Below are 24,312 nucleotides of genomic sequence, written 5' to 3' on the forward strand. Positions count from 1 at the left end.
ACGCAGGAGGATTTATGGATCGTCGAGGTTTCGTTTCCTCAGGAATGGCCGCAGGACTCGCCGGATTCGCTGGATCAGGTGCAGCTCTGGGCACCCTGTTCGACAAGGCCCCGGGGTTTGGCCCTGGAAAGACGATGGCGAACGGCGACATCCGCCTGAGTTCGAACGAGAATCCGCTAGGCGTTTCCGACGCAGCGCGGAACGCAATCATCGAGGCGATCGGCGACTCGAACCGATACGGGGGGCGCCGTCAGGAGGTCCTCGACGAGCTTGCCCGCTATGTCGGCGTGAAGACGGAGAACCTCACGCTCGGCTTCGGCTCGACAGAGATCCTCCAGATCTGCACCCAGGCCTTCCAGGGCCCGAACACGCCGCTCATCGCGGCGACGCCGACGTTCGAAGATGTCATGGACTATCAGGACACGATGCCCTTCGAGGTAATCACCGTTCCGTTGACGGCGGACCTGCAGCACGACGTGCAGCAGATGCGCGAGATCTCGATGCGCCGCCCGTCTGTTGTGTACTTCTGCAATCCGAACAACCCGACGGGAACGATCACTGAGTCCGCCGACATCGATGCGTGGATCGCGGAGGCCCCGGAGACGACGACCTTCCTGATGGACGAAGCGTACCTCGAGTACGTGACGGATGATCGCTACTGGGACTCGCTCAAGTGGATCGAGAGCAAGCCCAACGTTGTCGTGATTCGGACGTTCTCGAAGATCTTCGCGATGGCTGGACTGCGGCTCGGTTACTCCGTGACGCATCCGACCACCGCCCGGCGTCTCGCGGAGCACGCCATTCAGAACAGCCCGAACGTTCTGGCCGGTGCCGCAGCCATTGCCTCGCTGAAGGACGACGGCATCGTCAGCCGGGCCATCACAGTCAACGAGGAGGCCAAGTCGATCGTCCACACGACGCTGGACGAACTCGGCCTCGAGTACCTGCCGACGAACACGAACTTCCTCATGCACAAGATCAACGGAGACCTGGCGACCTACCGTGGTCGCATGGCCGACGAAGGATTGCTCGTGGGACGAGATTTTCCACCGATGCTCGATCACAACCGTCTCTCCTTCGGTCTGCCGAATGAGATGGATCAGTGGGCCTCGGCCATCAAGGGCTTTCGCAGCAAGGGCTGGATCTAAACGCACCGGGTCAACGACCCGAGCGACAAAGCCCCTTCGTCGGTTCAACCGGCGAAGGGGCTTTGTTGTTCCCATGGGGTGCTGAAGGCTTTCTGATGCTAAACTCGGTTGCCTCTGACGACCTTCGACCCACTCACTAGCCTGTGATCGAACTCCCCCGCGGCTCCCTGCCCCGAATCCTCCACCTCGTTCTCGTGAACGCATTTGTCGGAGGCATGGTCGGGATCGAGCGCACCGTCCTCCCCCTCTTGGCCGAAGCCGACTTCGGGATCGCGTCCAAGGCCTCTGCGCTCGCATTCATCGTGACGTTCGGCGTCACGAAGGCGAGCGTGAATTTCTTCGCAGGCGCGCTGTCTGAACGGTGGGGCCGGAAGCGACTACTGCTCCTCGGCTGGCTCGTTGGTATCCCCGTCCCTCTCATCCTGATCTGGGCGCCAAGCTGGTCCTGGGTTTTGTTCGCCAACGTCCTGCTCGGAATGAACCAATCACTGACGTGGTCGATGACCGTGGTCATGAAGGTAGACCTCGCCACCAAGAAGACATTCGGGCTGGTAATCGGGTGGAATGAGTTCGCGGGATACGCCGGCATGGCAGCCACGGCAGCAGCGACTGCGTTCCTCGCGGCGAACTACGGCCTTCGGCCGGAGCCGTTCTATTTGGGTGTCGTATTGGCCGTCACTGGGTTGATCCTGTCGCTCTTCGTTGGGGAGACCCGGCAACCTTCGGCTTCCTCGGGGGGGAAGACGTCACTCTCGATGTCGACGGTCCTCGCTCGGGGCACTTTCTCTGATCCGAGGCTCTCCGCGGCGAGCCTTTCCGGACTGGCCACCAACCTCAAGGACGGCGTGCTATGGGGGCTGCTTCCCATTGCACTCTCGGCGCGTGGCCTGTCGGTCGAAAGAATCGGTTTCGTCGTGGCCCTGTATCCGCTTGTCTGGGCGACGAGTCAGTTGGTCTTCGGTCCCCTGTCCGACCGTATAGGGCGACGCGGGCTGATCGTGGGCGGGCTGCTCGTCCAGGCAGCGGGGGTCTCACTGTTCGCATCGGGTGAAGCGTACCTCACCTACCTGATCGCCGCCGTGCTCGCCGGAGCAGGCACGGGAATGGTGTACCCAACCCTGCTCGCCTTCGTCTCGGACTGCTCCGAGCCCGAGTGGCGCGCGTCGGCTCTCGGGGTCTATCGCCTCTGGCGCGACCTCGGGTACGCGGTGGGCGCGCTCGGCGGCGGGCTTGCGGCGGATGCCCTCGGTGTCTCGTCAGCTCTCGGGTTCGGCGCTGCGATCGCGGTTATGGCTGCGACGACCTTCTTCATGCGAACTCGACAGACAAACTCACCCGCCTGAGCATGAGTTGGTCACCCGGGTCGTCGCGGCGAACTGACCAGGATCCAGCTTGTGGCGACCAGAATGCGCTGGTCGTCCATACTTGGCCGATCGGTCACGGAGCTGTTTGTACGCCCGCTTTGGGAAGTTCGACCGTAAACCTTGCCCCGCCGCCGGCCCGGTTCTCGGCATGGACCGCCCCCCCGTGGGCCTCGGACAGCGCGCGAACAATGGAAAGGCCCAGGCCCGTGCCACCGGCGCCCGACTCATAGGTGCGAGCAGCGTCACCTCTCGTAAAGCGTTCAAATACTGTCTCCGCGTCGAGGGGACCCAGACCCTGCCCGGTGTCGTCTACAGTCAGGGCCAGCGAGTCGCCGCGATGACCGAGCGTCACCGAAACGCGACCACCCGACGGGGTGTGGCGAATTGCGTTGTCTACGAGGTTCCACACGATTTGCCCGAACATCCCGGCATCCACTTCCGCGGTAATCGGCTCGTCAGGCTGGACCCGCACAGCGACTCCCCGGGCGTCCGCCGCCGAGCCCAGCCGTTGGACCACACCCGATGCAATCTGTCCGACATTGAAGAGCTCGATCTCTGGCTTCAGCATCCGGGAGTCCGTACGGGCAAGGGTCAGGAGGTCTTCGGAGATTTTCGACAGCCGCACGACCTCTTCGAGCGAACTACCCAGGACCTCGACGTACTCCTCCGGCTTCCGGTCACGTTTCAGCGTGACCTCGATTTCTCCGCGCATAGCGGTGAGTGGCGAACGGAGCTCGTGGCTCGCGTCTGCCGTGAACCGACGCTGTGCATCGAAAGCGCTCTGTAGCCGGGCCAGCATCGTGTTGAGTACCTCGACTAGACGGGTGTACTCAATCGTGTCAGCGTAGGCCTGAATGCGTCGATCGAGCGATCGCGCGCCGATGTCTTCGGCCTGATCGATCACCTCGTGGATCGGACGCACGGCGCTCCCGGCGAGCCACCACGACCCCGCAAAGGTTGCACCCGCCAGCGTGAGGGACAGAAGGATCAGGAATACCGCGGACCTCCGAAGCATTCCGTTTCGACGCGTAAGAGGTGCAGCCACCTGAAGAACGTGCGCCTGGTGGGCGGCGCCCAACCGCTCGAGCGGATAGAACACCGTGCGGACAGCAACTCCCTCGAAATTCTGATTCGTCCAGACCAGTTCGCCTTCCGCGGTAGTCCGAAGAGCCGAAGTATCGGTCGGCAGATCTGCCGTCATGTACTGACTTCTCAGGAGCGATACTCCTTCCGCGTCCCAGACCTGTGCATACTGAACGAGATCCCGAACGGACGAGGCCTCGTCCGGGGTGAGATCCCACTCGTGGAAGTGCATACTTCCGGTGGGTCCATCGGCAAGAGAGGCGGCCTGAATGGACGCGATGTTCAGGATCGACGCATCGACTTCGCGATCCAGCACTCCGCGTAGCGTGAGGATCGTGACGAGTGAAAGCGCCGCTGCGCCAGTCGCTACGGCAGCCGTCGCCCGAACCGCGAGCTGCATCCGAAACGAACGAGTCACTCCGGACTTTCTCTTTGAAAGACGTAGCCGACTCCACGCACGGTATGGAGCAGAGGTTCAGCCCCCGACTCGCCAAGCTTTCTGCGGAGGTGGCCGACATGCACGTCGACCACGTTGCTCATCGGGTCGAAACTGAGATCCCACACCTTCTCGAGGAGCTCGGTCCTACGGACCACACGCCCCCTGTTGAGCATCAGAAATTCGAGAAGTTTGAACTCCTTCGGGGTCAGATCCAGGCGAACCCCCCGACGCAGCGCCTGATGCGCGACCCGGTCTAGCTCAACGTCTTCGATAATCAGTCGGTCGGGCCGAGCTGCACCACCCCGGCGAAGAAGCGCGCGGACTCGTGCAAGCAGTTCGTCAAGCGCAAAGGGCTTGGTCAGGTAATCGTCAGCACCGGCATCCAGCCCCATGACGATGTCACCCGCATCGTCTCTTGCAGTCAGCAGGAGGACCGGGACCGCGGACTCACGAGACCGAAGCTCTCGGACGATTTCTACTCCAGTCCTGGAGGGCAACATCACATCAAGGAGGAGCAGGTCGTAAGCGTACAGGCGTGCCTTGAGCAGCCCGTCACCACCATCATGGGACACATCGACCCCGTAGCCTTCCTCTCTCAACCCCTTTGCCAAAAAGCTTGCGACCTTCCGGTCGTCCTCGACGACCAGAATCTTCACCGGGGTTCTGACAGCACCCGCTGTCCGGTGAACGTGCCACCGCCGTAACTGCCGAAATCGACGATTCCTTCCATCGAGTCACCTGACACCGTGGCTGCGTAGGTGATGATGAACGGCCCGCTGCCCATCTGTACGGTGGCGACGAATGTGATCTCGTTTCCTGTGACCGTGCCGGTGAACGGCCCGGAGGCCCTGGTGCTCGAGATATTTCCGGTCAGAGCGGCCCCTTCCTGAGCGAAGACGACATCACGAGTACCGGCTCCGTTCGGTGACTCGACCGCGAGTGTCCACGCGCCAGACATATCGACGGGGTCCTGCGCCGCCAGCCCAGTGGGAGAAGCTGCGATCGTGACGGCGGCGACCGCTGTGATCAAAGTGGCGGCCCGCAAGGCGCGACCGGCTGAACGTCCCATCATAGCTACTCACACGGTTTAGGATTCAGGGAGAAGAATGAACCTGCCGAGGCTGCCCGGGAAGGTCAGGCGAAGCATATCACGTCGCCAATCTCTCCCAGGTGGCGCGTTGCCGCTCACGCACCCAATTTCGCGCACCACCGTTTCACCCTCAGCAGAGCTGTCACCCGTGCGCTACCTGCGATCCATCGCATTCCTGTACGCCGCCTTCCTGTCGATTCCCGTAAGCGCAGACGCTCAGGTTCCGACGCCGGCCTCGGTTCTCGGTTTTGAGCCGGGCGCCGACTTCGAGTTGGCCAACTACGAACAGTCGATTGACTACTTCCAGCAGCTCGATGCGGCCTCCGACCGAATCACGATGATCAACGTCGGGCGCACGTCGGAGGGTCGTGACTGGTGGCTCGCCCTCATTTCGTCGCCGGAGAATCTCCGCGACGTGGAATGGTATCGTGACATCGCCGACCAGTTGGCTCATCCGGCTGACCTCGATGACGCCTCAGCTCTCGCGCTCGCACGCAGCGGCAAGGCGATCGTCGATATCAGCGGTGGTCTGCACGCCAGCGAGGCGGCCGGGGCGCAGCACACCATCGGGCTGGCCTATGAACTGGTGGCGAGTGATGAGCCACGCATCGCGGCCATTCGCGAGAACGTGATCACGGCGCTCTGGCCGTCTCTGAACCCCGACGGCCAGACCATGATCTCGGACTGGTATCTCTCGAATGTGGGTACCCAGTACGAAGTCGCGCCAATGCCGTGGCTTTATCAGAAGTACATCGGGCACGACAACAACCGTGACGGCTACATGCTGAACATGGTCGAGTCCCGCGTCCTGTCTCGTGTCTGGCAGGAGTGGGATCCACAGATCATTCACGTCCACCACCAGAGTTCGCCGTTCCCGACGCGGATCTGGCTGCCGCCATTCGCCGAGCCGATCGCGACGTTTGCGCCACCGTTGATGTCTCGGACCGTGAACAGCCTCGGGATGACGATGGCGACGATGCTGGAGTCTCGGGGACTCAGGGGAGCGACCCATATGGGCACGGGATTCGATGCCTGGTATCCCGGCTATGTGGACTATCTGCCACTCCTACAGAACCAGGCCGCGTTCTGGACGGAGACTGGACTCTATCGCTACGCGACACCGCACTTCTACACGCTGGCCGACTTCCCTGCGGACAAGCGCGATCTCCGTGCGGAATCGCTGTATCCCAGCCCCTGGGAGGGCGGGTGGTGGCGAATCGGTGACGCCGTTGAGTACATGCACGTCGCATCAATCGCCGTACTCGACTACGCCGCCAAGTACCGTGAGGACGTGCTCTACAATCGGTATCAGTCGGGCCGCGACCAGATTTTGAAGTACCAGGCCGAGCCCCCGTACGCCTACTTCATTTCGCAGGATCAGCGTGATCCGGTAGCGCCGGTGGAGCTTCTCCGTCGCCTGGCATACGCCGGCCTCCGGGTCCACCAACTATCCGATCCCGTAACGCATGAGGGCCTCACACACCCTGCGGGCACGTGGGTTCTCGCTCTCGATCAGGAGTTCGGGGAGCTGGCCCGCCAGGTGATGAGCGTGCAGACCTACCCCGACCTGAGAGAGTATCCGGAGGGTCCGCCCGAACAGCCGTACGACGCGGCTGGCTGGACACTGCCGTACCAGATGGACGTCCGTGTCGTTACAGCGACTCAGCCACTCGGCGACGACGTGCGCGCGGCCATGCAGCCACTGACCACTGAGGCCACTCCGTGGGACGCTGACGTCTCGGACGCATCGCCATTCGATCGTGTCGGAGGCGTCGGCTTCGATTCGAATCCGGTCGCGGCGGCGATTGTCCCCAAGCCGGGTGCCACGATGGGTAGTGGCTCGACGCTTTTCCTCGACCCAGCACAGAACAACACGTTCCGGGCCCTCAACGATGCCTGGGATGCAGGAGCCTCCGTCGCGGTGGCGGGCGGGCGCTACGCCGTCGAAAACATATCGGACTCAGAGCGAGACCGAATGGTAAGGGACTACGCGTTGCAGGCGGCGCTGGGCGGATCAGCTGGCACGCCCCTCCCCCGCGCACGGCTGGGGATGTATCGCCCCTGGTCGCCAAGCATGGACGAAGGCTGGACCCGGTGGCTCTACGAACAGTATGGCTTCGCGTTCACGAATCTGAGGGACGCGGATGTCCGCGCCGGAGAGCTCCGTTCGCGCTATGACGTGATCGTGCTGCCGTCGGAACGACCCAACGGCCTCATGAACGGGTTCGCCAACGGGTCTGTGCCCGGACAGTACGTGGGCGGCCTCGGCGCTGAGGGCGTTCGGAGCCTGGCTGGCTTCGTACGAGAGGGGGGCACCCTCGTCTGCATGAGTTCTTCAGCTGACCTCTGCATCGACGAGTTGAACCTGCCGGTCGAAAACGTCGTCCGGGGGCTCGGGCGAGGCGTCTTCTTCTCCGCAGGCTCGCTTTTGGAGGTACGCACAGACGTATCTCATCCCTTAATGGCTGGCATGCCGGAACGAGCCAAGATCTTCTTCGATCGCAGCCCAGTGTTTACCACGAAAGAAGGCTTCGAGGGCGCAGTGCTCGCGGCATATGAGGCTGACGGGTCGCCTCTACTGTCAGGATACTTGCTCGGCGAAGACCATCTACAGGGTCAGGCCGCAGCGGTCGACGTGAAACACGGCGACGGGCACGTCGTCCTCCTCGGCTTCCGCCCACAGTGGCGGGGCCAGCCCTCCGGGACGTTCCGCACCCTGTTCAACGCCAGCCTCTTCCACAGCGAAGTCGCGCGTAGTGCGGTCGGAGCCGACGGATTCTGGGCTCCGCCAGCTGACACTGACGAAGATGAAGGAAACTAGCCAGGCACGAACTAGCCGGGGCCGCGCTTCAGGCCTGGTGGGCCATGCGCTCCCACAACTCTGACAGCTGGTCGGACACCTCCACCATCGCATCGTGGGCGATGGTGTCGAGGCGCTGGGCCACAACCGGGCCGATCAGCCGCTGAAGGAAGCGCGCTGGATGGTCCAGGTCCCAGTCAAGAAACGGCTCGGGCCCCTTATCAAGGTTCTCAATGATCCGTATGACGAGGTACGAGTCGTCGAGAAGCCCTGGCAGGCCCTGGGTCATCTCGGGAATCAGGTCCAGCGGTTGAACGTAGTAAAGCTCCGCGTGATCCAGAAGCGGGAGCACCACCGCAGACAGTGCCCGGTTCTCTCCCTCCTGGCGAGCGCGAGCCAAGAAGACGGGAACGGATTCGATGACCTCCAGCGCGGTATCGGCCGCCTTCTTTACGTCTGAGGCATTCGCTTCCGGCATTGCCTTGGCGATGAACCGCACAAGAGCGTCTGTGCCACCTCTGACCCTTGCGCTCTCGATGATTGCAAGAATGTCCGGGATGCGGCCGCCGTGGTCAGTCACTGACCGCCTCTCGTATAGACGACTTCCCCGCCGACGATCGTATAGACAACCTCCGTCTCGGGAATTTGAGCTTCGTCGATTGTCATGATGTCCTGTGACAGGACCGTGATATCAGCCAGCTTTCCGACCTCAAGACTGCCCTTCAGGTCCTCTTCGAACGCCCCATACGCGGCGTTGATCGTGTAAGAACGCAGCGCCTCCATACGACTCATGCGCTGGTCGGGGAAGAAGACCTTGCCGGTGGACGGCATGCGCGAGACCGTCGAGTAGTAGCTGGAGATCGGACTCACGTCCTCAACTGGCGCGTCCGTACCATTCATGATGGTCGCGCCTGACTGCATCAACTTCTGCCAGACATAGGCGCCTTCCTCCGCACGCTGGTACCCAAGCTTCGGTTCGACCCAAGGAGCGTCGGAGGTCGCATGGACTCCCTGCATCGACGCGATCACGCCGAGTGCTCCGAAGCGCGGGATATCATCGGGGTGTAGGTGCTGCGCGTGTTCGATCCGCCAGCGGTGGTCGCCTGGCCCCGCTGACTCATACGCGGCCTCGAAAATATCGAGCGTCTCACGATTCCCACGATCACCGATCGCGTGGACGTTGAACTGGTAGCCATGCTCCATAGCCAGTCGCGCTGTTTCTTCAACGTCTTCCAGCGGTGTCGTGTTGAGTCCCGAGGTCGATGGGTTGTCGACATACGGTGCGAGTAGCCAGGCACCATGTGACCCCAAGGCCCCATCGATGGCCACCTTGATCGCCCGGACCGTCAGCTGTTCATCTCCGTACCCGATGATGCGATACGATTCGAGGTTCTCGGCCAGATTGGCCGGGCTCGCCCTGATCATCGAGTACAGTCGGATCTTCAGGCTGCCGTCATCGACCATGCCCTTCCACAGGTCTGTTGTCGCAAAACCGGCTCCCGCGTCCTGGAAGGAAGTGATGCCTTTGGAGAACGCCTCTTCCTGGGCCAGCAAGGCTACTTGACGAGGCTCCGGGGCCGGGGCGCCTTCGGCCGCCGGGCGAAGCAGTCTCGACGCAGTCTCGCGAAACGCTCCGGTGGGGCTCCCATCTGGGCCTCGAACGATCTCACCGCCCTCCGGATCAGACGTGGCAGCCGTGACCCCTGCGATCTCCATCGCCCGAGCGTTCGCGAAGGTCGCATGGCCACTCGAATGACCCAGCAGGACCGGGTTGTCGGGAGAAACCGCGCTCAGCGCATCATGGAAAGGCATTCCGTCGACGTTGGGCTCTGGACGCACGCTCCACTTCTCCTGGTGCCACCCTCCCCCCGAAATGACCTGTCCTGGCTCAGCCTCAGCGACGGCGGACGCGACGAGCGCGACGACGTCGTCCCAACTCGAGAGGTCCACGAGATTCAGCTCGAGTTTCGTCTCACCGAGCCGCATGTAGTGTGCGTGTCCTTCGATGAATCCGGGGATGGCAGTCCGGCCCTCAAGGTTGATGACCTCTGTGCCGGAGCCGATGAAGGACTCGACGTCAGCCTCGGAGCCGAGGGCGACGATCCGACCGTCCTTCGAAGCCAATGCCTGTACTTCCGTTCCCGCAAAATCAACGGTGATGATGTTGCCGTTCAGCAGAACGAGGTCCGCGTCCGTTGCGGACGAGCCAGGGCCGCACGCAGACAGAACAAGAAGCACCGCTGCTGGCATAAGGCATAATTGAACACTGCTCGTCATACCCTACTCTCCAATCGAAACACGCGTCCTGCACTCTGCGGGGTCGCGAAAATGGCGAAGATAGCATAGACCGGAGGAAGGGCAACGAGGCCTGGGGGAAGCACGCTGAAGAAGTGATCACCAACGACGTCCAGGGCACGATCAAATTCGCCTGGGTCCCGAATAGTGAGTGGTCATCTTCCTTGTACGTGACGGCATCCGAAACCTCGATAGCCGCCTCGTGGGCGGGGGCGGGACAAAATGGAAACAGTGTATGCGGGACCCTGGAGCGCTCGGGTGAAGTTCGATCACGAGGCCAGTTCCGACACGACCTTCCAGCGCGTCACGTTCGGGCAACCGCGCATGAGCGACTTTGGGGACTACTTTGTGGATGTGTCCAATTCGCTCTCCACGACGCGCTTGTTCCCTAATCGAGACTCTTTCGATCGGATCATCGAGCAGAACCCAGTCGTGGTGTGCGGCGTCTACCGAGTCCTGACTGAGCGACTGCGTAATAGGTTAGCCTAGGTCGTGGACAGCTGATATCGAGGTTTTAGAGTTCCCCGAGAATTAAGCTCAAAACGAGCTGTACGATTCTTTTCGCCATAGCAACCATGCGCGGCCATACGGGCGGCACGCCTTCCAAGCTTATCAGGGGCTTCAGATGCGGGCGTTTCGAAGCCTGAGGCTGTTCGCGACCACGGTGACCGAGCTGAACGCCATCGCTAATGCTGCCAGAATCGGGTGCAGCGACCTGACCATCATCGGCAGGAACGTCAGAGAGTAGAGAGCACCTGCGGCGACCGGGATCAGAGCCGCGTTATAGAAGAACGCCCAGAACAGGTTCTGCTCGATGGTCGCCATTGTCTGTCGGCTCAATGCCAGGGCTTCCGGCACCGAACGGAGGTCGCCACGCATCAGGACGACATCGGCGGTTTCCATCGCGACATCGGTTCCGGTGCCGATGGCGATTCCCACGTCAGCCCGAGCCAGCGCGGGGGCGTCGTTGATGCCGTCTCCCACCATAGCGACCGCGCCATCGCACGACGCCATAATCTCCGCGACAACTTCGGCCTTCTGGGCCGGAAGTACTTCCGCCCGAACGTCATCGATTCCAACCTCCGCAGCGATGTGCCTCGCGACATGCGCATTGTCTCCGGTGAGCATCACCACACGCACGCCAGACGACTTCAACGCGCGCACGGCCTCAGCCGAGCCCTCCCTCACCGCATCGGCCACACCGATGAGTCCGGAAACCTGCCCGTCGATCGAGACCCATAATGGGGTCTGAGCTCTGCCTTCGACTCGGGACGCTTCCCCCGGCCAACGCGTAGCATCAAGGTCCATTCCAAGTTCAGCGTCGATGAAGGCCCGAGTTCCTACGAGGACGGCCTTGCCGTCCACTCCGGCGCGGACACCACGGCCTAGGATGGCCTGAAAACCCGTGGGTTCCGCCAGATCCAGCTCACGAGCTTTTGCTTCACGCACGATCGCCTCAGCAAGCGGGTGCTCACTGTGCCGCTCGGCTGCTCCAGCTAACTGGAGCAACTCGTCTTTGTCCCCGTTCGCGATCACGTCGAGCACTGCCGGCTCTCCACGAGTCAGCGTCCCGGTCTTGTCCATGACAACGACGCGTACGTCACGCGCCCGCTCAAGCGCCTCAGAACTCCGGAATAGGATGCCGCGTCGAGCGGCCCGGCCCGTGCCCGCCATCACTGCGGTTGGTGTCGCGAGTCCGAGCGCACAGGGACACGCGATGACCAGTACCGCCACAAATCGAATGATGGCTTCGGTCGCGCCGGCCCCTATACCGACCCACCAGACGACGAGAGTGAGCGTCGCAATCGCGACGACAACCGGGACGAACATCGAGGCCACTCGGTCAGCTAGCCGCTGGATCGGCGCCTTGCTGCCTTGCGCCTCCCGCACCATCCGCACGACCTGGGCAAGAGCGGTGTCCGTACCCACGCGCGTTGCCTTCATCTGAAAGGCACCGGTGCGGTTCACCGTGGCTCCAGTGACCGGCGAGTCCACTCCCTTCTCGACCGGCAGGCTCTCGCCGGTGAGCATGCTCTCGTCGAGCGTCGATGATCCACTGACGATGAAACCATCGACCGGTACGCGCTCTCCGGGCCGAACGAGCAGGATGTCACCGACCCGTACGTCATCGATGGCGACATCCGTCTCGAGGTCGCCTGCGGTTTCGCTGCTTTCCGGGTTGACCCTGTGGGCCGTCGACGGCCTCAGACTCATCAGCTCCTGAATCGCAGAGCCGGCCTCGCCCTTCGCCCTCACCTCAAGAAGCTTACCGAGCTTGATGAGCGTGATGATCAGGGCCGCCGTCTCGAAATAGACATGCTCGCCTGCCGCCGTACTCCCCTGGCTCAGTAAAACCACGATGACGACCGAATACCCGAACGCCACCGACGATCCCATCGCCACGAGGACATCCATGTTCGCCGCACGGTTCCGGAGGCTCTTCAACGCCCCCATGTAGTAGTCCCATCCCACGTAGAACTGAACCGGCGCCGCCATCGCAAACATCAGCCAGTTGACCCACGGCTCGTGTACCCATGCACCCAGGAGTGAGAAGTCGCGTGCCATGCTGAGCGAAAAGAGTGGCGCGGCAAAAAACACACCCGTCGCAAATTTTATCGTCTGCTCCGAAATCTCGGCACTGCGAGCGATGGACTCTGCCGACTCCAGATCGGCTCCCGGCTCTGCGAGCACCACCCCATAGCCGACCCGCTCGATCGCCGCGGCCATCTCTTCGACGGTGATGGAATCCTTATCGAAACGAATCGTCGCACGCTCGGTGGCATAATTGACCACGGCCTCGTCTATGCCCGCAGTCTTCCGCAGAGTGCGCTCGACGGTAGCCACGCAGTTGGCGCAGGTCATCCCCGTCACGGGGATCGTGACCTCACGAGCGTGTGCCATCGGTGAGGCTATCCCGCCGGCGGGAAGTTGATCTCTTTCATCGTCGCTTCGATGGCCACCCAATCAGTCGTGTCCGGATCCCATGAAATCGTGACCCGCTTAGAGACTTGCTCCGCCGACACGGACGCGACACCGGCCACCTCGGCGACCTCGCGCTGAATTGTGGCGACGCAATGGCCACATGTGATTCCAGGGACATCCACAGTCTTCTCCTCCATGTTCACAATCCTCATAGCGATGTGTGTTGCGTTGATCAGAGTCTGGCGGTCGCGTCGTAGACCTGCATTAATTCGGCGAGGACCTTCTCTCGCGCATCGCCGTCCGGGGCTTGCATGGCATCGGTCACGCAGCTGCGGAGGTGGTCATCGAGTACGAGTGCGCTGACTTTCTTAAGTGCGCTCTGTATGGCCACAATTTGATTGACGACATCCACACAATATGCACCCTCGTCGACCATTCGCTGCACCCCACGCACGTGCCCCTCGACGCTCTTGAGTCGCCGCGTGATGTCTGGTGTGTTCTCGTGCTCCATAGACCATCTCTCGACTTCAAGAAAATACCCACCCCCCTGGGGGGTGGGGTGGAAATACTCAAAGTAAGGTGACTGCGAGCGAGGGTTCCAGTCAACGAACGGTGCGCCCCACACCTTGATGCGCCCTGAGCACCGAACCACCTTCTTCTACCCACCCTTCCACGGTTTCGGGACACTGCAGAATGTCGATCACGTCATCGATCAAAGCTGTCGGCACGCTCAGCCAGGGCGTTGCCGAAGGCATTCCCGATGCTACGGAGGATGCCGATCCGATTGACCTCTTCCATCAATGGTTCGAGGCCGCCACCGAATCCGACATTCTCCTCCCTGAGTCGGTCGCGCTCGCAACCGCCGACGCGGAGGGACGCCCGTCCGTTCGGATGGTCCTCATGAAGAACGTGGACAAGCACGGCTTCGTCTTCTTCACGAACTACAGCAGTCGGAAAGCCACGGAGCTCGAAGCCAATCCGCACGCAGCGCTCTGCTTCCACTGGGCTGTACAGGAGCGTCAGGTGCGGGTTACCGGCGCGGTGACAAGGATTTCGCAAGAAGAGAGCGACGCTTACTTCCAGTCGCGAGGGCGTGGAAGTCGTGTGGGAGCGTGGGCCTCAAAGCAGAGTCAGCCTCTGCCCGCGCGCTCAAGGCTCGAACAGCGGACCCTCGAAGCGCGCGACCGGTTTGCGAACACGGATGTGCCGCTCCCGCCGTTCTGGGGAGGATACCGAATCGACCCGGAAACAATCGAGTTCTGGCAGGGTCGAGCAGATCGACTTCACGACCGACTCGTGTTCTCTCGCGTGACCGACGGCTGGGCTACGAAACGGCTCTACCCCTAGGGGCGCATCACAGTCGTCCCTCTGAGACTCGCCGGGTCCCGGGGTCGGCACGCAGGACTGGCGGTAGCCCTCCCGAAATCGTCCCTTGTCTCCACGTGGACATTGGAGGTCGGAGGAGACCGTGGCCGGCAGGGCGTACTTCACAAACGCTTCTTTAAAATTCCTGAAGGAGCTCAAGGAGAACGAGTCTCGCTCCGAAGGGAATATCAAAGACCCCGCACTCAGCCTAACCGCGGACTTCGGACCCTATCTGAACAAGATGCGTCCTCACTTCATGGCCACGCCGCGTTCGCTCTTCCGCATCTACCGCGATACGCGATTCAGGAAGAACAAGACGCACTACAAGACGGCGAGCGAAGAGATTTCATCTGTGTCCAGTCCGGGACCCAGAAGCTGGTGGCATCCGAAAATCTTCCAGCGGAACTCGCCGCCCGTTTCAAAGCAGGTATCCCGCTCGTGCGCTTCCTTCACAAGACGCTCAACGTCCCATTCTAGTCCACTGACATGAGGCAGGCACCGTGACTCTCGGTCTCCAGGCGGCTCTCGCACTCTTCCCCATCTCCCTGGGAGGAATTCTGCTAGTGGGCTTTCGCGTTCCAGCAAAGCACGCCATGCCCGCCGCATATGTAGCCGCCGTCGCCGTGGCGTTCGGTGTGTGGCAGATGTCCCCCTCCCGCATCGCCGCAGCATCGATTCAGGGCCTGTTCCTGACCTTCGATCTGCTCTTCATCATCTTCGGTGCGATCCTCCTGCTCTACACGCTGGAGCGATCAGGCGGGGTCGCGGCCATTCGGCGATCGTTCAACGGCATCAGCGACGATCGACGGGTGCAGGTCGTCATCGTGGCGTGGTTGTTCGGATCCTTCATTGAGGGCGCAGCCGGCTTTGGAACGCCGGCTGCGGTGGTCGCACCCCTGCTCGTCGCGCTGGGCTTTCCGGCTGCGGCCGCGGTCATGTTGGGCATGATGATTCAAAGCACGGCGGTCACGTTCGGAGCCGTAGGAACACCGGTCCTGGTCGGTCTTTCCGGCGGCCTCGGAGGCGAAGCGTTCTCCGCGGCACTCGCGGCTGCGGACATGACTATGCTGGACTACCTGCGGGCGGTCACCGCGAAGGCTGTGGTTTTTCATGCCATCGCCGGCGTTCTGATGCCCACGTGGATGATCGTGATGCTCACCCGATTTTTTGGAGCGAACAAATCCTGGACGGAAGGCCTGTCCATTCTTCCCTTTGCGCTCGTCGGTGGCCTCGCGTTCACAGTACCGTACACGCTCATTGGGATTTTCTTCAAGCCAGAGTTTCCATCTCTCCTCGGCGCGCCCATTGGGCTCGCCATCGTCGTGTGGATCGCACGAAAAGGCTGGTTGCTTCCTGCGGATCACTGGGACTTTCCGCCACGCGAGTCGTGGAGTCCGGACTGGATCAGCGGGTTGGAGGAGGAACTGGCCGACGTACCAGAAGGCAAAGGCATATCCGCTCCCGCAGCCTGGGCGCCCTACGCTCTTCTCGGCCTACTTCTCGCACTCACCCGCTTCCCAGAGCTCGGCATCGACGCCCTCCTCAAGAAGCTCGATTTCGCCTGGGCAGACATCTTCGGTTCGGGAATTACCGCCACGACCACGCCACTCTACCTCCCCGGATTCATACTCCTAGTAGTCGTGCTCGTCACCGCGCTCCTCCATCGCATGGAGTTGAGGGACCTCAAGGCGGCCTTTATCGACTCCACAAAGGTTCTGGTTGGCGCCGGGGTCGTGCTCGTCTTCACCGTCCCGATGGTGCGTGTCTACATCAACTCGGATGTGAACGGTGCCGAAATGTTGTCGATGCCTCTGGCGATGGCAGAATGGGTCGCAGGAAACGTCGGGAGCGTCTGGCCGTTCTTCGCTCCGATGACGGGGGCCCTCGGAGCATTCATCGCAGGATCAAACACGGTGAGCAATCTGATGTTCTCCGCATTCCAGTTTGGAGTCGCGGAGCGACTGGCCATGTCTACCGTGGTGATTGTGGCTCTACAGGCCGTCGGTGCCGCGGCCGGCAACATGATCGCCATCCACAACGTTGTGGCGGCATCGGCTACGGTCGGCCTTCTCGGAAAAGAAGGGGCGACGCTGCGGAAGACGATCTTGCCAGCGATCTACTATCTGTTGGTCGTAGGCACGCTTGGGATGATCGCCGTCCATGTGCTCAAATTGACCGACCCGCTGATGGGCGGGTAACGCCTGCCATCTCCAGCAGCACCTCTGCCGCGCATGTAGCTCAGTGAGCACCGCCGAGCTTCTCCCTGCATGGCCAAGCCACGCGGCGATACGAACGCAGAGAACGTCGGCTCGACTGGGTCCGTCATGCCTCCAGCGCTGCGACAATTCCGTCGGCAGCGTGGGCAATGCACGACTCGCCGATCGCGGAGGTGGCCCCGCGGGAGTCACCGAGAATTCCGTTCGGGGTGACGGCCCGGAAGCCCTCGCTGAAGACCCGATGCATCAGCGCGTCATCGAAGACCTGAACGCGTCCGGCTTCGGCCCGTTCCTCGCGCACGAGGTCCGGACGGATCACCATCATTTCGGCTGTTTCGGCGATATCGGCGTGGCCGCCAACCCTGGGGACCAAATCTGGCGCGTGCTCCCCCACCGCGGCCGGCCAGAAGTCCATGAAGCCGACCAGGTCCGTGTAGGCATCGACGCGACATTCCTTGCCCACACCGGCTTGCAGGGCAGGAAGCATCTCGGCGAGTGGACCGAAGTTCCCACCATGCGAGGGCACGAAACAGAGACGGGTAAATCCGTGTCTGGCCAAACTCGTAGCATAGTCGAGGCAGATCGCCTCAAGAGTCTCCCTGCGAAGCGTCAGTGTGCCAGGAAAGCCCATATGGTGCTCTGAACAACCCACACGGATGGTTGGAGCGACCAGAGCGGACCCGAGACGGCGCGCGACCTCTACCGCCAATCTGTCGCCACGCACGGCGTCGACCAGAAGAGGCAGGTGGGGCCCGTGCTGCTCGATGGCTCCCACCGCGATCACGACGGTCGTGCGACCATCTGCGATCGCCTCGCCGACCTCGGGCCACGTCATTTCTTCCAGCAAGATCGAGTCGCTCATGGGGTTCGTCTGTCTTGGCCGTGGGAGATCGCCGCGCGCGGAATAGCGCGAGTCGTCCAAGTGTAGCCCACGCTCCCGGCCCGGCCTAGCTTCGGCAGCCCACGCGAAATCACTGAAGAAGCCCGGGAGAATTCCATGCGCGGTCGCATGATGGAGATGCCTCTGCTCGTCTCCTCGCTAATTGAGCACGCCAGCCGCGTGCACGGCGACCAGGAGATCATTTCTCGGTCGGTCGAAGGGCCCATTCACCGCTCGACTTGGGGCGAGGTGGCCACTCGGTCGAAGAAGCTCGCCAGCGCCCTGGCCCGTTTCGGAATCATTGAGGGAGACCGGCTCGCGACACTGGCTTGGAATACGTATCGACATCTCGAAGTGTACTACGGTGTCTCAGGCATCGGCGGCGTTTGCCACACGCTGAATCCACGGCTTCACCCGACACAACTCGTGTACATAGTGACCCATGCAGAGGACCGGATCCTCTTCGTCGATCTCACTTTCGTTCCTCTCGTCGAGGCGGTCGCAGCACAACTCGATTGTGTCGAGCACTACGTGATCCTAACGGACGCCGACCACATGCCGGACACGTCGCTGCCAAACGCCGTGGCATACGAGGACTTCATCGCTGGCGGGGATCCGGCCCACGAGTGGGCGGCGATCGATGAACATGCGGCGGCCGCCCTGTGCTATACCTCCGGCACGACAGGACACCCAAAAGGCGTCCTGTACAGCAATCGATCCAGCGTGCTCCACGCATACGGTGTATCTGCCCCGGATGTCTTCAACCTTGGGCGGGCAGCAAGCGTCTTACCGATCGTCCCAATGTTTCACGCCTGCGCTTGGGGTATACCCTACGCCGCTGCGGCGATGGGCACCCGGCTCGTCATGCCCGGTCCAAAGATGGACCCGGCCAGTATCACCGAACTCCTGGAGAACGAACAGGTAACCTTTGCCGCTGGAGTCCCGTCGGTTTTTATAGCTTTGCTTCAGCATTGGCGGGCCACAGGTGGCACAGCCCCGGAGACTCTCGAAATGGTTCTGCTGGGTGGAGCGGCCTCGCCAGCGTCTCTCATCGCCGCCCTCGAAGGGGAGTTTGGCATCGAGTTCCGGCACGCCTGGGGGATGACCGAGACCAGCCCACTTGGTTTGGTAAATACGCTTCTCCCCGAACATCGCACATGGTCCGTCAAGGATCGGGCTGCGTTTCAGACCAAGCAGGGGCAGCCTCCATACGGAATCGAGTTGAGGATCGTCGACGAGCATGGCTCCACTCTTCCCAATGACGGTGTCGCGTTTGGCGAACTCCAGGCACGAGGGCCCTGGGTCGCCAACGGGTATTTCAAGCGCGACGAGAAGCGGCTCACCTCAGATGGCTGGTTCCCGACCGGTGACGTCGCGAAAATCGACAAACAGTCCTACGTCCAGATCACAGACCGCACCAAGGACCTCATCAAGTCGGGTGGGGAGTGGATCAGCTCCATCGATGTCGAAAATACGGCCATGGGACACCCCGAGATCGCGATGGCCGCAGCCATCAGCATCCCAGACGAGAAGTGGGGTGAGCGGCCTCTGCTGGTGGCAGTCGCGACATCCAACAGTCCTCCATCGAAGGAATCCGTCATCGGCTTTCTCGCTGGAACGTTGGCGAAATGGCAACTTCCGGATGACGTGATCTTTGTCGAGGCACTCCCCATGGGCGCTACGGGGAAGGTCCAAAAGACGAAACTGCGCGAGAAGTACGGAGCGAACTGACGCTCCCAATACGGCGGCTCCGGCCGGCTCGGTACATTACCTGGGTTGGTGGTGACTTCAGTGTGAAGTCACGGTACCCGATCCGTGAGATAGACTCAGTGCCGCAAGATTGTCCCGTAGATCACGACACCGCAGAGCGCGCAGTTCAAGCGCTCCCGGGGGCCGTGCGCAGGGGCGTCTACTTCACGATCGGAGCCACCAGTGTCGTCCTAGGTGTGATCGGCATTGTCGTGCCACTATGGCCGACAACGTGCTTCCTCCTCCTGGCCAGATGGTGCTTCGCCAGAAGCTCCACGCGCGCCGAACGGTGGCTGCACGCGAACAGAATCTTCGGCCGGTATTTGCGTGACTACCGAGAGCACGGAGTCATTTCACCCCGAGTGCGAGCCCGCTCCGTGGCGGTGCTGTGGGTCTTCATCGGCCTGAGCGCCTTTCTGCTCGCCAGCCGTCTGTGGGCGGTGGCCCTGCTTCTGCTGCTCGCACTAGCAGCCACGGCCCACCTTTACTCGCTCCCGACGGAACCGAGGGCCTCAACGGCAGATTGAGCGGGTTGCCCTCAGGGCGACCTGGGATTCTGTTGCGGCTGTCCGGAGGCTTCGTGTAGAGGTTGTCCCGGGCGTACCAGTCCGCACCCCTCAACCGATCTGCCCGATGACCCACTCGCCCTGGATCTTCCGTTCTCCCGTAGTCCTCCTCGTCGCTCTGCTGAACGCGTGCAGCGGTGGTTCCTCTCCGGCCGATCCGCCTGGGCCCGCAGACATGAACGAGGCCAGGCCGGCGAGCGAGAGCGACTCAGCCAAGAGCTATGAAGACTTGGTATCAGGCGCAGAAAGTGATGAGGGACTGTTCACCGTCCACCAGTCGGGAGACAACTACCACTTCGAAATTCCCGACTCACTCCTCGACCGCGACATGCTTCTCATCTCACGCGTTGCGGGCGTCCAGTCGGGTATGGGTGGATTCCTGCCGGCGGGGGCCGCAGTAAATCGACAGATGGTGCGCTTCGAGCGAGAAGGCGAGCGGATGCTGCTCCGGAAGTACTCCGGCGAAGCGGTCGCCGACGACTCACTGGCGATTTCCCAGGCAGTGGAGTCCAATTACTTCGCTCCGATTCTAGCCGCCTTCGATATCGACATGCGTGGGCCGGGCGATGCCTCCTCCGTCGTCGACATGACAGACTTCTTCGCAGGCGACACCCCAGCACTGTCCGGTCTTCGTTCGGCGCAGCGTCGGACATATCAGGTGCGCAGACTCGACACCGATCGCAGCTTCATTGGTCGCGTCCGCAGCTATCCGCTCAACGTGAACGTCCGGCACACCCTTACGTACGACGCGGGGGCACCCCCCTCCGATGAGCAGGCCAACACCATCTCCATGGAGATGAACCAGTCTCTGGTCCTCCTCCCGGCAGAACCGATGCGCCCCCGCCACGCGGACGATCGCGTCGGCTACTTCACCGTCGATCGAATCAACTATGGACTCGATGAACAGAAGGCGGCCACGGAGACATTCCTGCGCCGGTGGAGGCTCGAGCCATCCGACTCGGCTGCCTATGCACGAGGCGAACTCGTTGATCCTGTCACGCCAATCACCTGGTACATCGATCCGGCGACACCAGAACGGTGGGTCGAGTCCGTGCGCCAGGGAGTGGAGAACTGGAACGAAGCCTTCGAGGCCGCGGGCTTTCGCAATGCGGTCCGGGCACTCAATGCACCGTCCCCAGAGGTGGACCCGGAATGGAATCCGGAGGACGTTCGTTACTCCGTTGTGCGGTGGTCCGCGAGCCTGACGCGCAACGCGCAGGGTCCGAGCACGTCAGACCCCCGCACCGGTGAAATCATCGAGAGCGACATCGTTTGGTACCACAACCACATGCGTTCATATCGGAACTGGATGATGGTACAGACCGGGGCGTCAAACCCCGGCGCCCGGAGCCTCCCCATCGATGACGCTCTGATGGCGGAAGCGATGGAGCAGGTCATCACGCATGAAATTGGGCACGCTATCGGATTGCCCCACAACATGATCGCCAGCTCGGCGTATCCCGTCGATTCACTTCGTTCCCAATCCTTTTCGAGTCGGATGGGAGTCGCGCCAACGATCATGGACTACGCCCGCCAGAATTACATCGCACAACCGGAAGATGGACTCCGACCCGAAGACTTTCTTCGACGGATCGGGCCGTACGATCTGTATTCCGTCAACTGGGGATACCGAGTTCTTCCCGATGCAGCGACGCCGGAAGCCGAGCGCGAAACCCTCGATGCCTGGATCGTCGACCGGGCCAGCGACCGGATGTACAAATACCTTCCGCAGGGCGGCCTGGGCGTGACTGACCCGCGTGCGCAGACGGAGGATATGGGAGACAATCCGGTCGAGGCGAGCACGTATGGAATGACCAATCTGAGGCGGATCGTGCCCAACCTGGTTGACTGGACGACACGATCAGGCAACGACTACACGGACCTGCAGGAGATCTATGGTGAGGCCCTCGGTCAGTGGAACCGATATGTGGGCCATGTCCTCACAGTCGTAGGCGGAGTCGAGGTCGACCTAAAGACCGCCGACCAGGGTGGAGTCGTTTACAACGTCGTGCCCAAGGCTCGCCAGAAGGAGTCGGTAGCTTGGCTCACGAGGGAAGTTTTCAACGCCCCGGTCTGGCTCAATGAACCGGGTATTCTTGAACTAATTGGCCCGACCACGGGCGGACTCCGCGCGCTGCAGGCAAGACAGGCCGGGATCCTGAATCGGCTGCTCGACCCGAGGCGCCTCGACATTCTCACCGAGATGGAGGCGACCCAGCCAGCGGGAGCGTACCCTCTCGTCGAGTTTCTCGACGACGTCCGCGCGGGAGTATGGGGTGAACTCAAAAGCGCCTCAGCGATCAATGGGTACCGACGGGCGTTGCAGCGTGCGTACATCGAACGCATGGAATATCTGATGACCGAGCAGTCGGAAGGAAATGCCCGCCAAGGAGCCGCACCGAACCTCGACGGGTCAGACATTCGACCACTGATCCGGGCACAACTCACCGATCTAAGTGACCATGTCGAGTCGGCTGAACGGCGGATCCACCATCGGGTCTCATCGGCCCACCTCGCTGACATTCTCGCCAGAATCGATGTCATCCTTGATCCACGCGGGAATTGAGCCCGACGTGGTACAGATTCGCCCATGATCGAGGCCAATCCGCCGGAAGAGAAATAGGAGGGCATCCGTGTTTGGAGAGAGGACTCCCTGCGCCCGGATGCCCTACATCCTCCTTGGGCTGGACCTCCTCAGTGTCGGAACCGGCTGGAGTTCCATCTTCATTGGGGGATTGGCATGAGGCCGATTCTAAATGCTCGAGCGCAAGGTGATCTCCCGGTCCGTCAGGGCTTCGTCTATGACGGTGTAGTGGGCATACCTCTCATACTCGCGGTATTGTCGAAAATGTTCGGTGTAAACGGCCCGTTCACGCTCGGGGCACCCATGTTGGGCAACGGGGTTCTGCCTGGTGCGGATGCGCTATTTCCCAAGGCCAGAAAACGAGCAGGCGGGCTTACGGAGCCCATGAGACTAGCGGCGGCCTCCTCCTCCCTCGCATCCGACCTGATCCGCACGCCGTTCGTCCCCCTGCTAGAAGCGACGTAAATGCTGTCGGGACGTGCGCCGCACTGCTGACGTGGAGTTGGACCAGCTTTCGGGGCGATCCATCGGACTCAACGGTGGAGGCAGCTAGCGCGCGTTTCTACACCCCGTCACTCCGGACCAGTCGGCAGAACAACGTGCCGACCGGTTCAGTAATCTCCACGATCACCTGGAAGCTCGTCTGTCCACCGAGTGTTACCATGAGGTGCGAGGCATTCCCTAGGTTAACCTCTTTTGCACGAATCCTATGAAGTGAACCCATCCGGACCAGGACGTCGTTCGAGAGATGGGTTCGAATACTCCACCGGTGGTAGAAAACTCTCATGCACCAAGGGGCGACAATGAGTTTCCGAGCTCTTCTCAGCCGCTTCGTTCTGACCTTCGTGCACGGAGCGTTCTTGGTCAGTTACACCCACCACAAACAAAGAAAGCCCCAGAACGCGAGGTCCTGGGGCTTCCCAATATAATGCCGGCAACGTCGTACTCTCCCACCGAGCTACCCCGGCAGTACCATCCGCGCTGTAGAGCTTAACGGCCGTGTTCGGGATGGGAACGGGTGTAGCCTCTACGCAATCGTCACCGACAAAGGTGATAACAAAGGTCGAGAGAGAGTGAGAGCTAGCCATAACGGCCGCTCATCTCATATGAGATGAAACATGGTGGTGAACAAACTGGAGGGGAGGAACTGGTCAAGCCTCACGGGCGATTAGTACAGATCGGCTACATGTGTTGCCACACTTCCACCTTCTGCCTATCAACGTGATAGTCTCTCACGGCCCTTCAGGTGATCCTAAGATCACGGGAGTATTCATCTTGAAGGGGGCTTCCCACTTAGATGCTTTCAGCGGTTATCCCGTCCCGACGTAGCTACCCGGCGATGCCCCTGGCGGAACAACCGGTACACTAGTGGTCAGTCCTTCCCGGTCCTCTCGTACTAGGGAAGGCTCTTCTCAATACTCCAACGCCCACGACGGATACAGACCGAACTGTCTCACGACGTTCTGAACCCAGCTCATGTACCACTTTAACGGGCGAACAGCCCGACCCTTGGGACCTTCTCCAGCCCCAGGATGTGATAAGCCGACATCGAGGTGCCAAACCGCCCCGTCGATGTGAACTCTCGGGGGCGATAAGCCTGTTATCCCCGGCGTACCTTTTATCCGTTGAGCGACGGCCCTTCCATTCGGAACCGCCGGATCACTAACGCCTACTTTCGTACCTGCTCGATCCGTCGATCTCGCAGTCAAGCTCCCTTTTACGTTTACGCTCTTCGTGCGATTACCGACCGCACTGAGGGAACCATTGCGCGCCTCCGTTACTCTTTGGGAGGCGACCGCCCCAGTCAAACT

Annotated in this window: 19 protein-coding genes and 2 rRNA genes; 10 read left to right on the plus strand and 11 right to left on the minus strand. The window is 61.5% G+C overall.

Annotated elements, in window-relative coordinates; genetic code table 11:
* Positions 1 to 14: 14 nt before the first annotated feature.
* Positions 15 to 1,148 (plus strand): aminotransferase class I/II-fold pyridoxal phosphate-dependent enzyme, encoded by a 1,134-nt coding sequence (locus OSA81_08330; protein ID MDE0899009.1) that lies wholly within the window; start codon positions 15 to 17, stop codon positions 1,146 to 1,148.
* Between the two features lie 143 nt (positions 1,149 to 1,291).
* The gene (locus OSA81_08335; GenBank protein MDE0899010.1) at positions 1,292 to 2,491 is read left to right on the plus strand and encodes an MFS transporter; all 1,200 of its coding nucleotides are present in this window, start codon (positions 1,292 to 1,294) and stop codon (positions 2,489 to 2,491) included.
* Positions 2,492 to 2,585: 94 nt separating this feature from the next.
* Here OSA81_08335 and OSA81_08340 read toward each other — a convergent pair whose 3' ends face one another.
* Genes OSA81_08340 through OSA81_08350 form a run of 3 tightly spaced genes read right to left on the minus strand, consistent with a single transcriptional unit; the run spans position 2,586 to position 5,106 of the window.
* The gene (locus OSA81_08340; GenBank protein ID MDE0899011.1) at positions 2,586 to 4,013 is read right to left on the minus strand and encodes an ATP-binding protein; all 1,428 of its coding nucleotides are present in this window, start codon (positions 4,011 to 4,013) and stop codon (positions 2,586 to 2,588) included.
* A complete protein-coding gene (locus OSA81_08345) occupies positions 4,010 to 4,690 on the minus strand; it encodes a response regulator transcription factor (GenBank protein MDE0899012.1) in 681 nt (226 codons plus the stop codon). Before OSA81_08345 ends, OSA81_08340 begins: the two co-directional genes overlap by 4 nt.
* Complete coding sequence (locus tag OSA81_08350; GenBank protein MDE0899013.1) at positions 4,687 to 5,106, minus strand: hypothetical protein; 420 nt, start codon at positions 5,104 to 5,106, stop codon at positions 4,687 to 4,689. Before OSA81_08350 ends, OSA81_08345 begins: the two co-directional genes overlap by 4 nt.
* 166 nt (positions 5,107 to 5,272) lie before the next feature.
* Between OSA81_08350 and OSA81_08355 the strand changes: the two genes are divergently transcribed.
* Positions 5,273 to 7,945 (plus strand): M14 family metallopeptidase, encoded by a 2,673-nt coding sequence (locus tag OSA81_08355; GenBank protein MDE0899014.1) that lies wholly within the window; start codon positions 5,273 to 5,275, stop codon positions 7,943 to 7,945.
* A 28-nt stretch (positions 7,946 to 7,973) separates the two neighbouring features.
* On the opposite strand, the gene OSA81_08360 is transcribed toward OSA81_08355, so the two are convergent.
* Complete coding sequence (locus OSA81_08360) at positions 7,974 to 8,504, minus strand: hypothetical protein (protein MDE0899015.1); 531 nt, start codon at positions 8,502 to 8,504, stop codon at positions 7,974 to 7,976.
* Positions 8,501 to 10,201, minus strand: coding sequence for an amidohydrolase (locus OSA81_08365; protein MDE0899016.1), 1,701 nt, complete (start codon positions 10,199 to 10,201; stop codon positions 8,501 to 8,503). The genes OSA81_08360 and OSA81_08365 overlap by 4 nt, the downstream gene beginning before the upstream one ends.
* Positions 10,202 to 10,477: 276 nt before the next feature.
* Between OSA81_08365 and OSA81_08370 the strand changes: the two genes are divergently transcribed.
* Entirely contained in the window at positions 10,478 to 10,708 is a 231-nt protein-coding gene (locus OSA81_08370) for a hypothetical protein (GenBank protein MDE0899017.1), read from the plus strand.
* 132 nt (positions 10,709 to 10,840) lie between these two features.
* On the opposite strand, the gene OSA81_08375 is transcribed toward OSA81_08370, so the two are convergent.
* The 3 genes from OSA81_08375 to OSA81_08385 are packed head-to-tail and all read right to left on the minus strand — an operon-like array spanning position 10,841 to position 13,652.
* On the minus strand, positions 10,841 to 13,120 hold the full coding sequence (locus OSA81_08375) for a heavy metal translocating P-type ATPase (GenBank protein ID MDE0899018.1): 2,280 nt from the start codon (positions 13,118 to 13,120) through the stop codon (positions 10,841 to 10,843).
* 8 nt (positions 13,121 to 13,128) lie between these two features.
* The gene (locus OSA81_08380) at positions 13,129 to 13,338 is read right to left on the minus strand and encodes a heavy-metal-associated domain-containing protein (protein MDE0899019.1); all 210 of its coding nucleotides are present in this window, start codon (positions 13,336 to 13,338) and stop codon (positions 13,129 to 13,131) included.
* Positions 13,339 to 13,373: 35 nt separating this feature from the next.
* Positions 13,374 to 13,652 carry a metal-sensitive transcriptional regulator gene (locus OSA81_08385; GenBank protein MDE0899020.1) on the minus strand — a complete coding sequence of 93 codons (279 nt, stop codon included), beginning with the start codon at positions 13,650 to 13,652 and terminating at the stop codon, positions 13,374 to 13,376.
* Between the two features lie 182 nt (positions 13,653 to 13,834).
* On the opposite strand from OSA81_08385, the gene pdxH reads away from it, so the two are divergent.
* Both pdxH and OSA81_08395 read left to right on the plus strand, forming a co-directional pair.
* On the plus strand, positions 13,835 to 14,488 hold the full coding sequence (gene pdxH, locus OSA81_08390; GenBank protein ID MDE0899021.1) for a pyridoxamine 5'-phosphate oxidase: 654 nt from the start codon (positions 13,835 to 13,837) through the stop codon (positions 14,486 to 14,488).
* Between the two features lie 518 nt (positions 14,489 to 15,006).
* Positions 15,007 to 16,704, plus strand: coding sequence for an L-lactate permease (locus OSA81_08395; protein ID MDE0899022.1), 1,698 nt, complete (start codon positions 15,007 to 15,009; stop codon positions 16,702 to 16,704).
* A gap of 124 nt (positions 16,705 to 16,828) precedes the next feature.
* Here the strand turns inward: OSA81_08395 and OSA81_08400 are convergent, their stop codons facing one another.
* Complete coding sequence (locus OSA81_08400; protein ID MDE0899023.1) at positions 16,829 to 17,584, minus strand: creatininase family protein; 756 nt, start codon at positions 17,582 to 17,584, stop codon at positions 16,829 to 16,831.
* A 135-nt stretch (positions 17,585 to 17,719) separates the two neighbouring features.
* Here OSA81_08400 and OSA81_08405 point away from each other — a divergent pair, with 135 nt between their 5' ends.
* From OSA81_08405 to OSA81_08420, 4 genes are all read left to right on the plus strand, one after another.
* Complete coding sequence (locus OSA81_08405) at positions 17,720 to 19,333, plus strand: long-chain-fatty-acid--CoA ligase (protein ID MDE0899024.1); 1,614 nt, start codon at positions 17,720 to 17,722, stop codon at positions 19,331 to 19,333.
* A 98-nt stretch (positions 19,334 to 19,431) separates the two neighbouring features.
* On the plus strand, positions 19,432 to 19,878 hold the full coding sequence (locus OSA81_08410; protein ID MDE0899025.1) for a YbaN family protein: 447 nt from the start codon (positions 19,432 to 19,434) through the stop codon (positions 19,876 to 19,878).
* Positions 19,879 to 19,984: 106 nt separating this feature from the next.
* The gene (locus OSA81_08415) at positions 19,985 to 22,483 is read left to right on the plus strand and encodes a zinc-dependent metalloprotease (protein MDE0899026.1); all 2,499 of its coding nucleotides are present in this window, start codon (positions 19,985 to 19,987) and stop codon (positions 22,481 to 22,483) included.
* A 174-nt stretch (positions 22,484 to 22,657) separates the two neighbouring features.
* Positions 22,658 to 22,966 (plus strand): hypothetical protein, encoded by a 309-nt coding sequence (locus OSA81_08420; GenBank protein ID MDE0899027.1) that lies wholly within the window; start codon positions 22,658 to 22,660, stop codon positions 22,964 to 22,966.
* Between the two features lie 464 nt (positions 22,967 to 23,430).
* On the opposite strand, the gene rrf is transcribed toward OSA81_08420, so the two are convergent.
* Positions 23,431 to 23,547: ribosomal RNA gene (gene rrf, locus OSA81_08425) — 5S ribosomal RNA — on the minus strand.
* Positions 23,548 to 23,648: 101 nt separating this feature from the next.
* Positions 23,649 to 24,312 (minus strand): 23S ribosomal RNA (locus tag OSA81_08430); the annotation flags it as partial.

The organism is Longimicrobiales bacterium (assembly GCA_028823235.1).
Lineage (GTDB): Bacteria > Gemmatimonadota > Gemmatimonadetes > Longimicrobiales > Gaopeijiaceae > UBA2589.

Bases quoted from the DNA above. Each gene is read 5' to 3' on its own strand.
- OSA81_08330 (MDE0899009.1), top strand. From the start codon at position 15: ATGGATCGTCGAGGTTTCGTTTCCTCAGGAATGGCCGCAGGACTCGCC.
- OSA81_08350 (MDE0899013.1), bottom strand. From the start codon at position 5,106: ATGATGGGACGTTCAGCCGGTCGCGCCTTGCGGGCCGCCACTTTGATC.
- OSA81_08365 (MDE0899016.1), bottom strand. From the start codon at position 10,201: ATGACGAGCAGTGTTCAATTATGCCTTATGCCAGCAGCGGTGCTTCTT.
- OSA81_08375 (MDE0899018.1), bottom strand. From the start codon at position 13,120: ATGGCACACGCTCGTGAGGTCACGATCCCCGTGACGGGGATGACCTGC.
- OSA81_08380 (MDE0899019.1), bottom strand. From the start codon at position 13,338: ATGGAGGAGAAGACTGTGGATGTCCCTGGAATCACATGTGGCCATTGC.
- OSA81_08385 (MDE0899020.1), bottom strand. From the start codon at position 13,652: ATGGAGCACGAGAACACACCAGACATCACGCGGCGACTCAAGAGCGTC.
- pdxH (MDE0899021.1), top strand. From the start codon at position 13,835: ATGTCGATCACGTCATCGATCAAAGCTGTCGGCACGCTCAGCCAGGGC.
- OSA81_08400 (MDE0899023.1), bottom strand. From the start codon at position 17,584: ATGAGCGACTCGATCTTGCTGGAAGAAATGACGTGGCCCGAGGTCGGC.
- OSA81_08405 (MDE0899024.1), top strand. From the start codon at position 17,720: ATGCGCGGTCGCATGATGGAGATGCCTCTGCTCGTCTCCTCGCTAATT.
- OSA81_08415 (MDE0899026.1), top strand. From the start codon at position 19,985: ATGACCCACTCGCCCTGGATCTTCCGTTCTCCCGTAGTCCTCCTCGTC.
- OSA81_08420 (MDE0899027.1), top strand. From the start codon at position 22,658: ATGAGGCCGATTCTAAATGCTCGAGCGCAAGGTGATCTCCCGGTCCGT.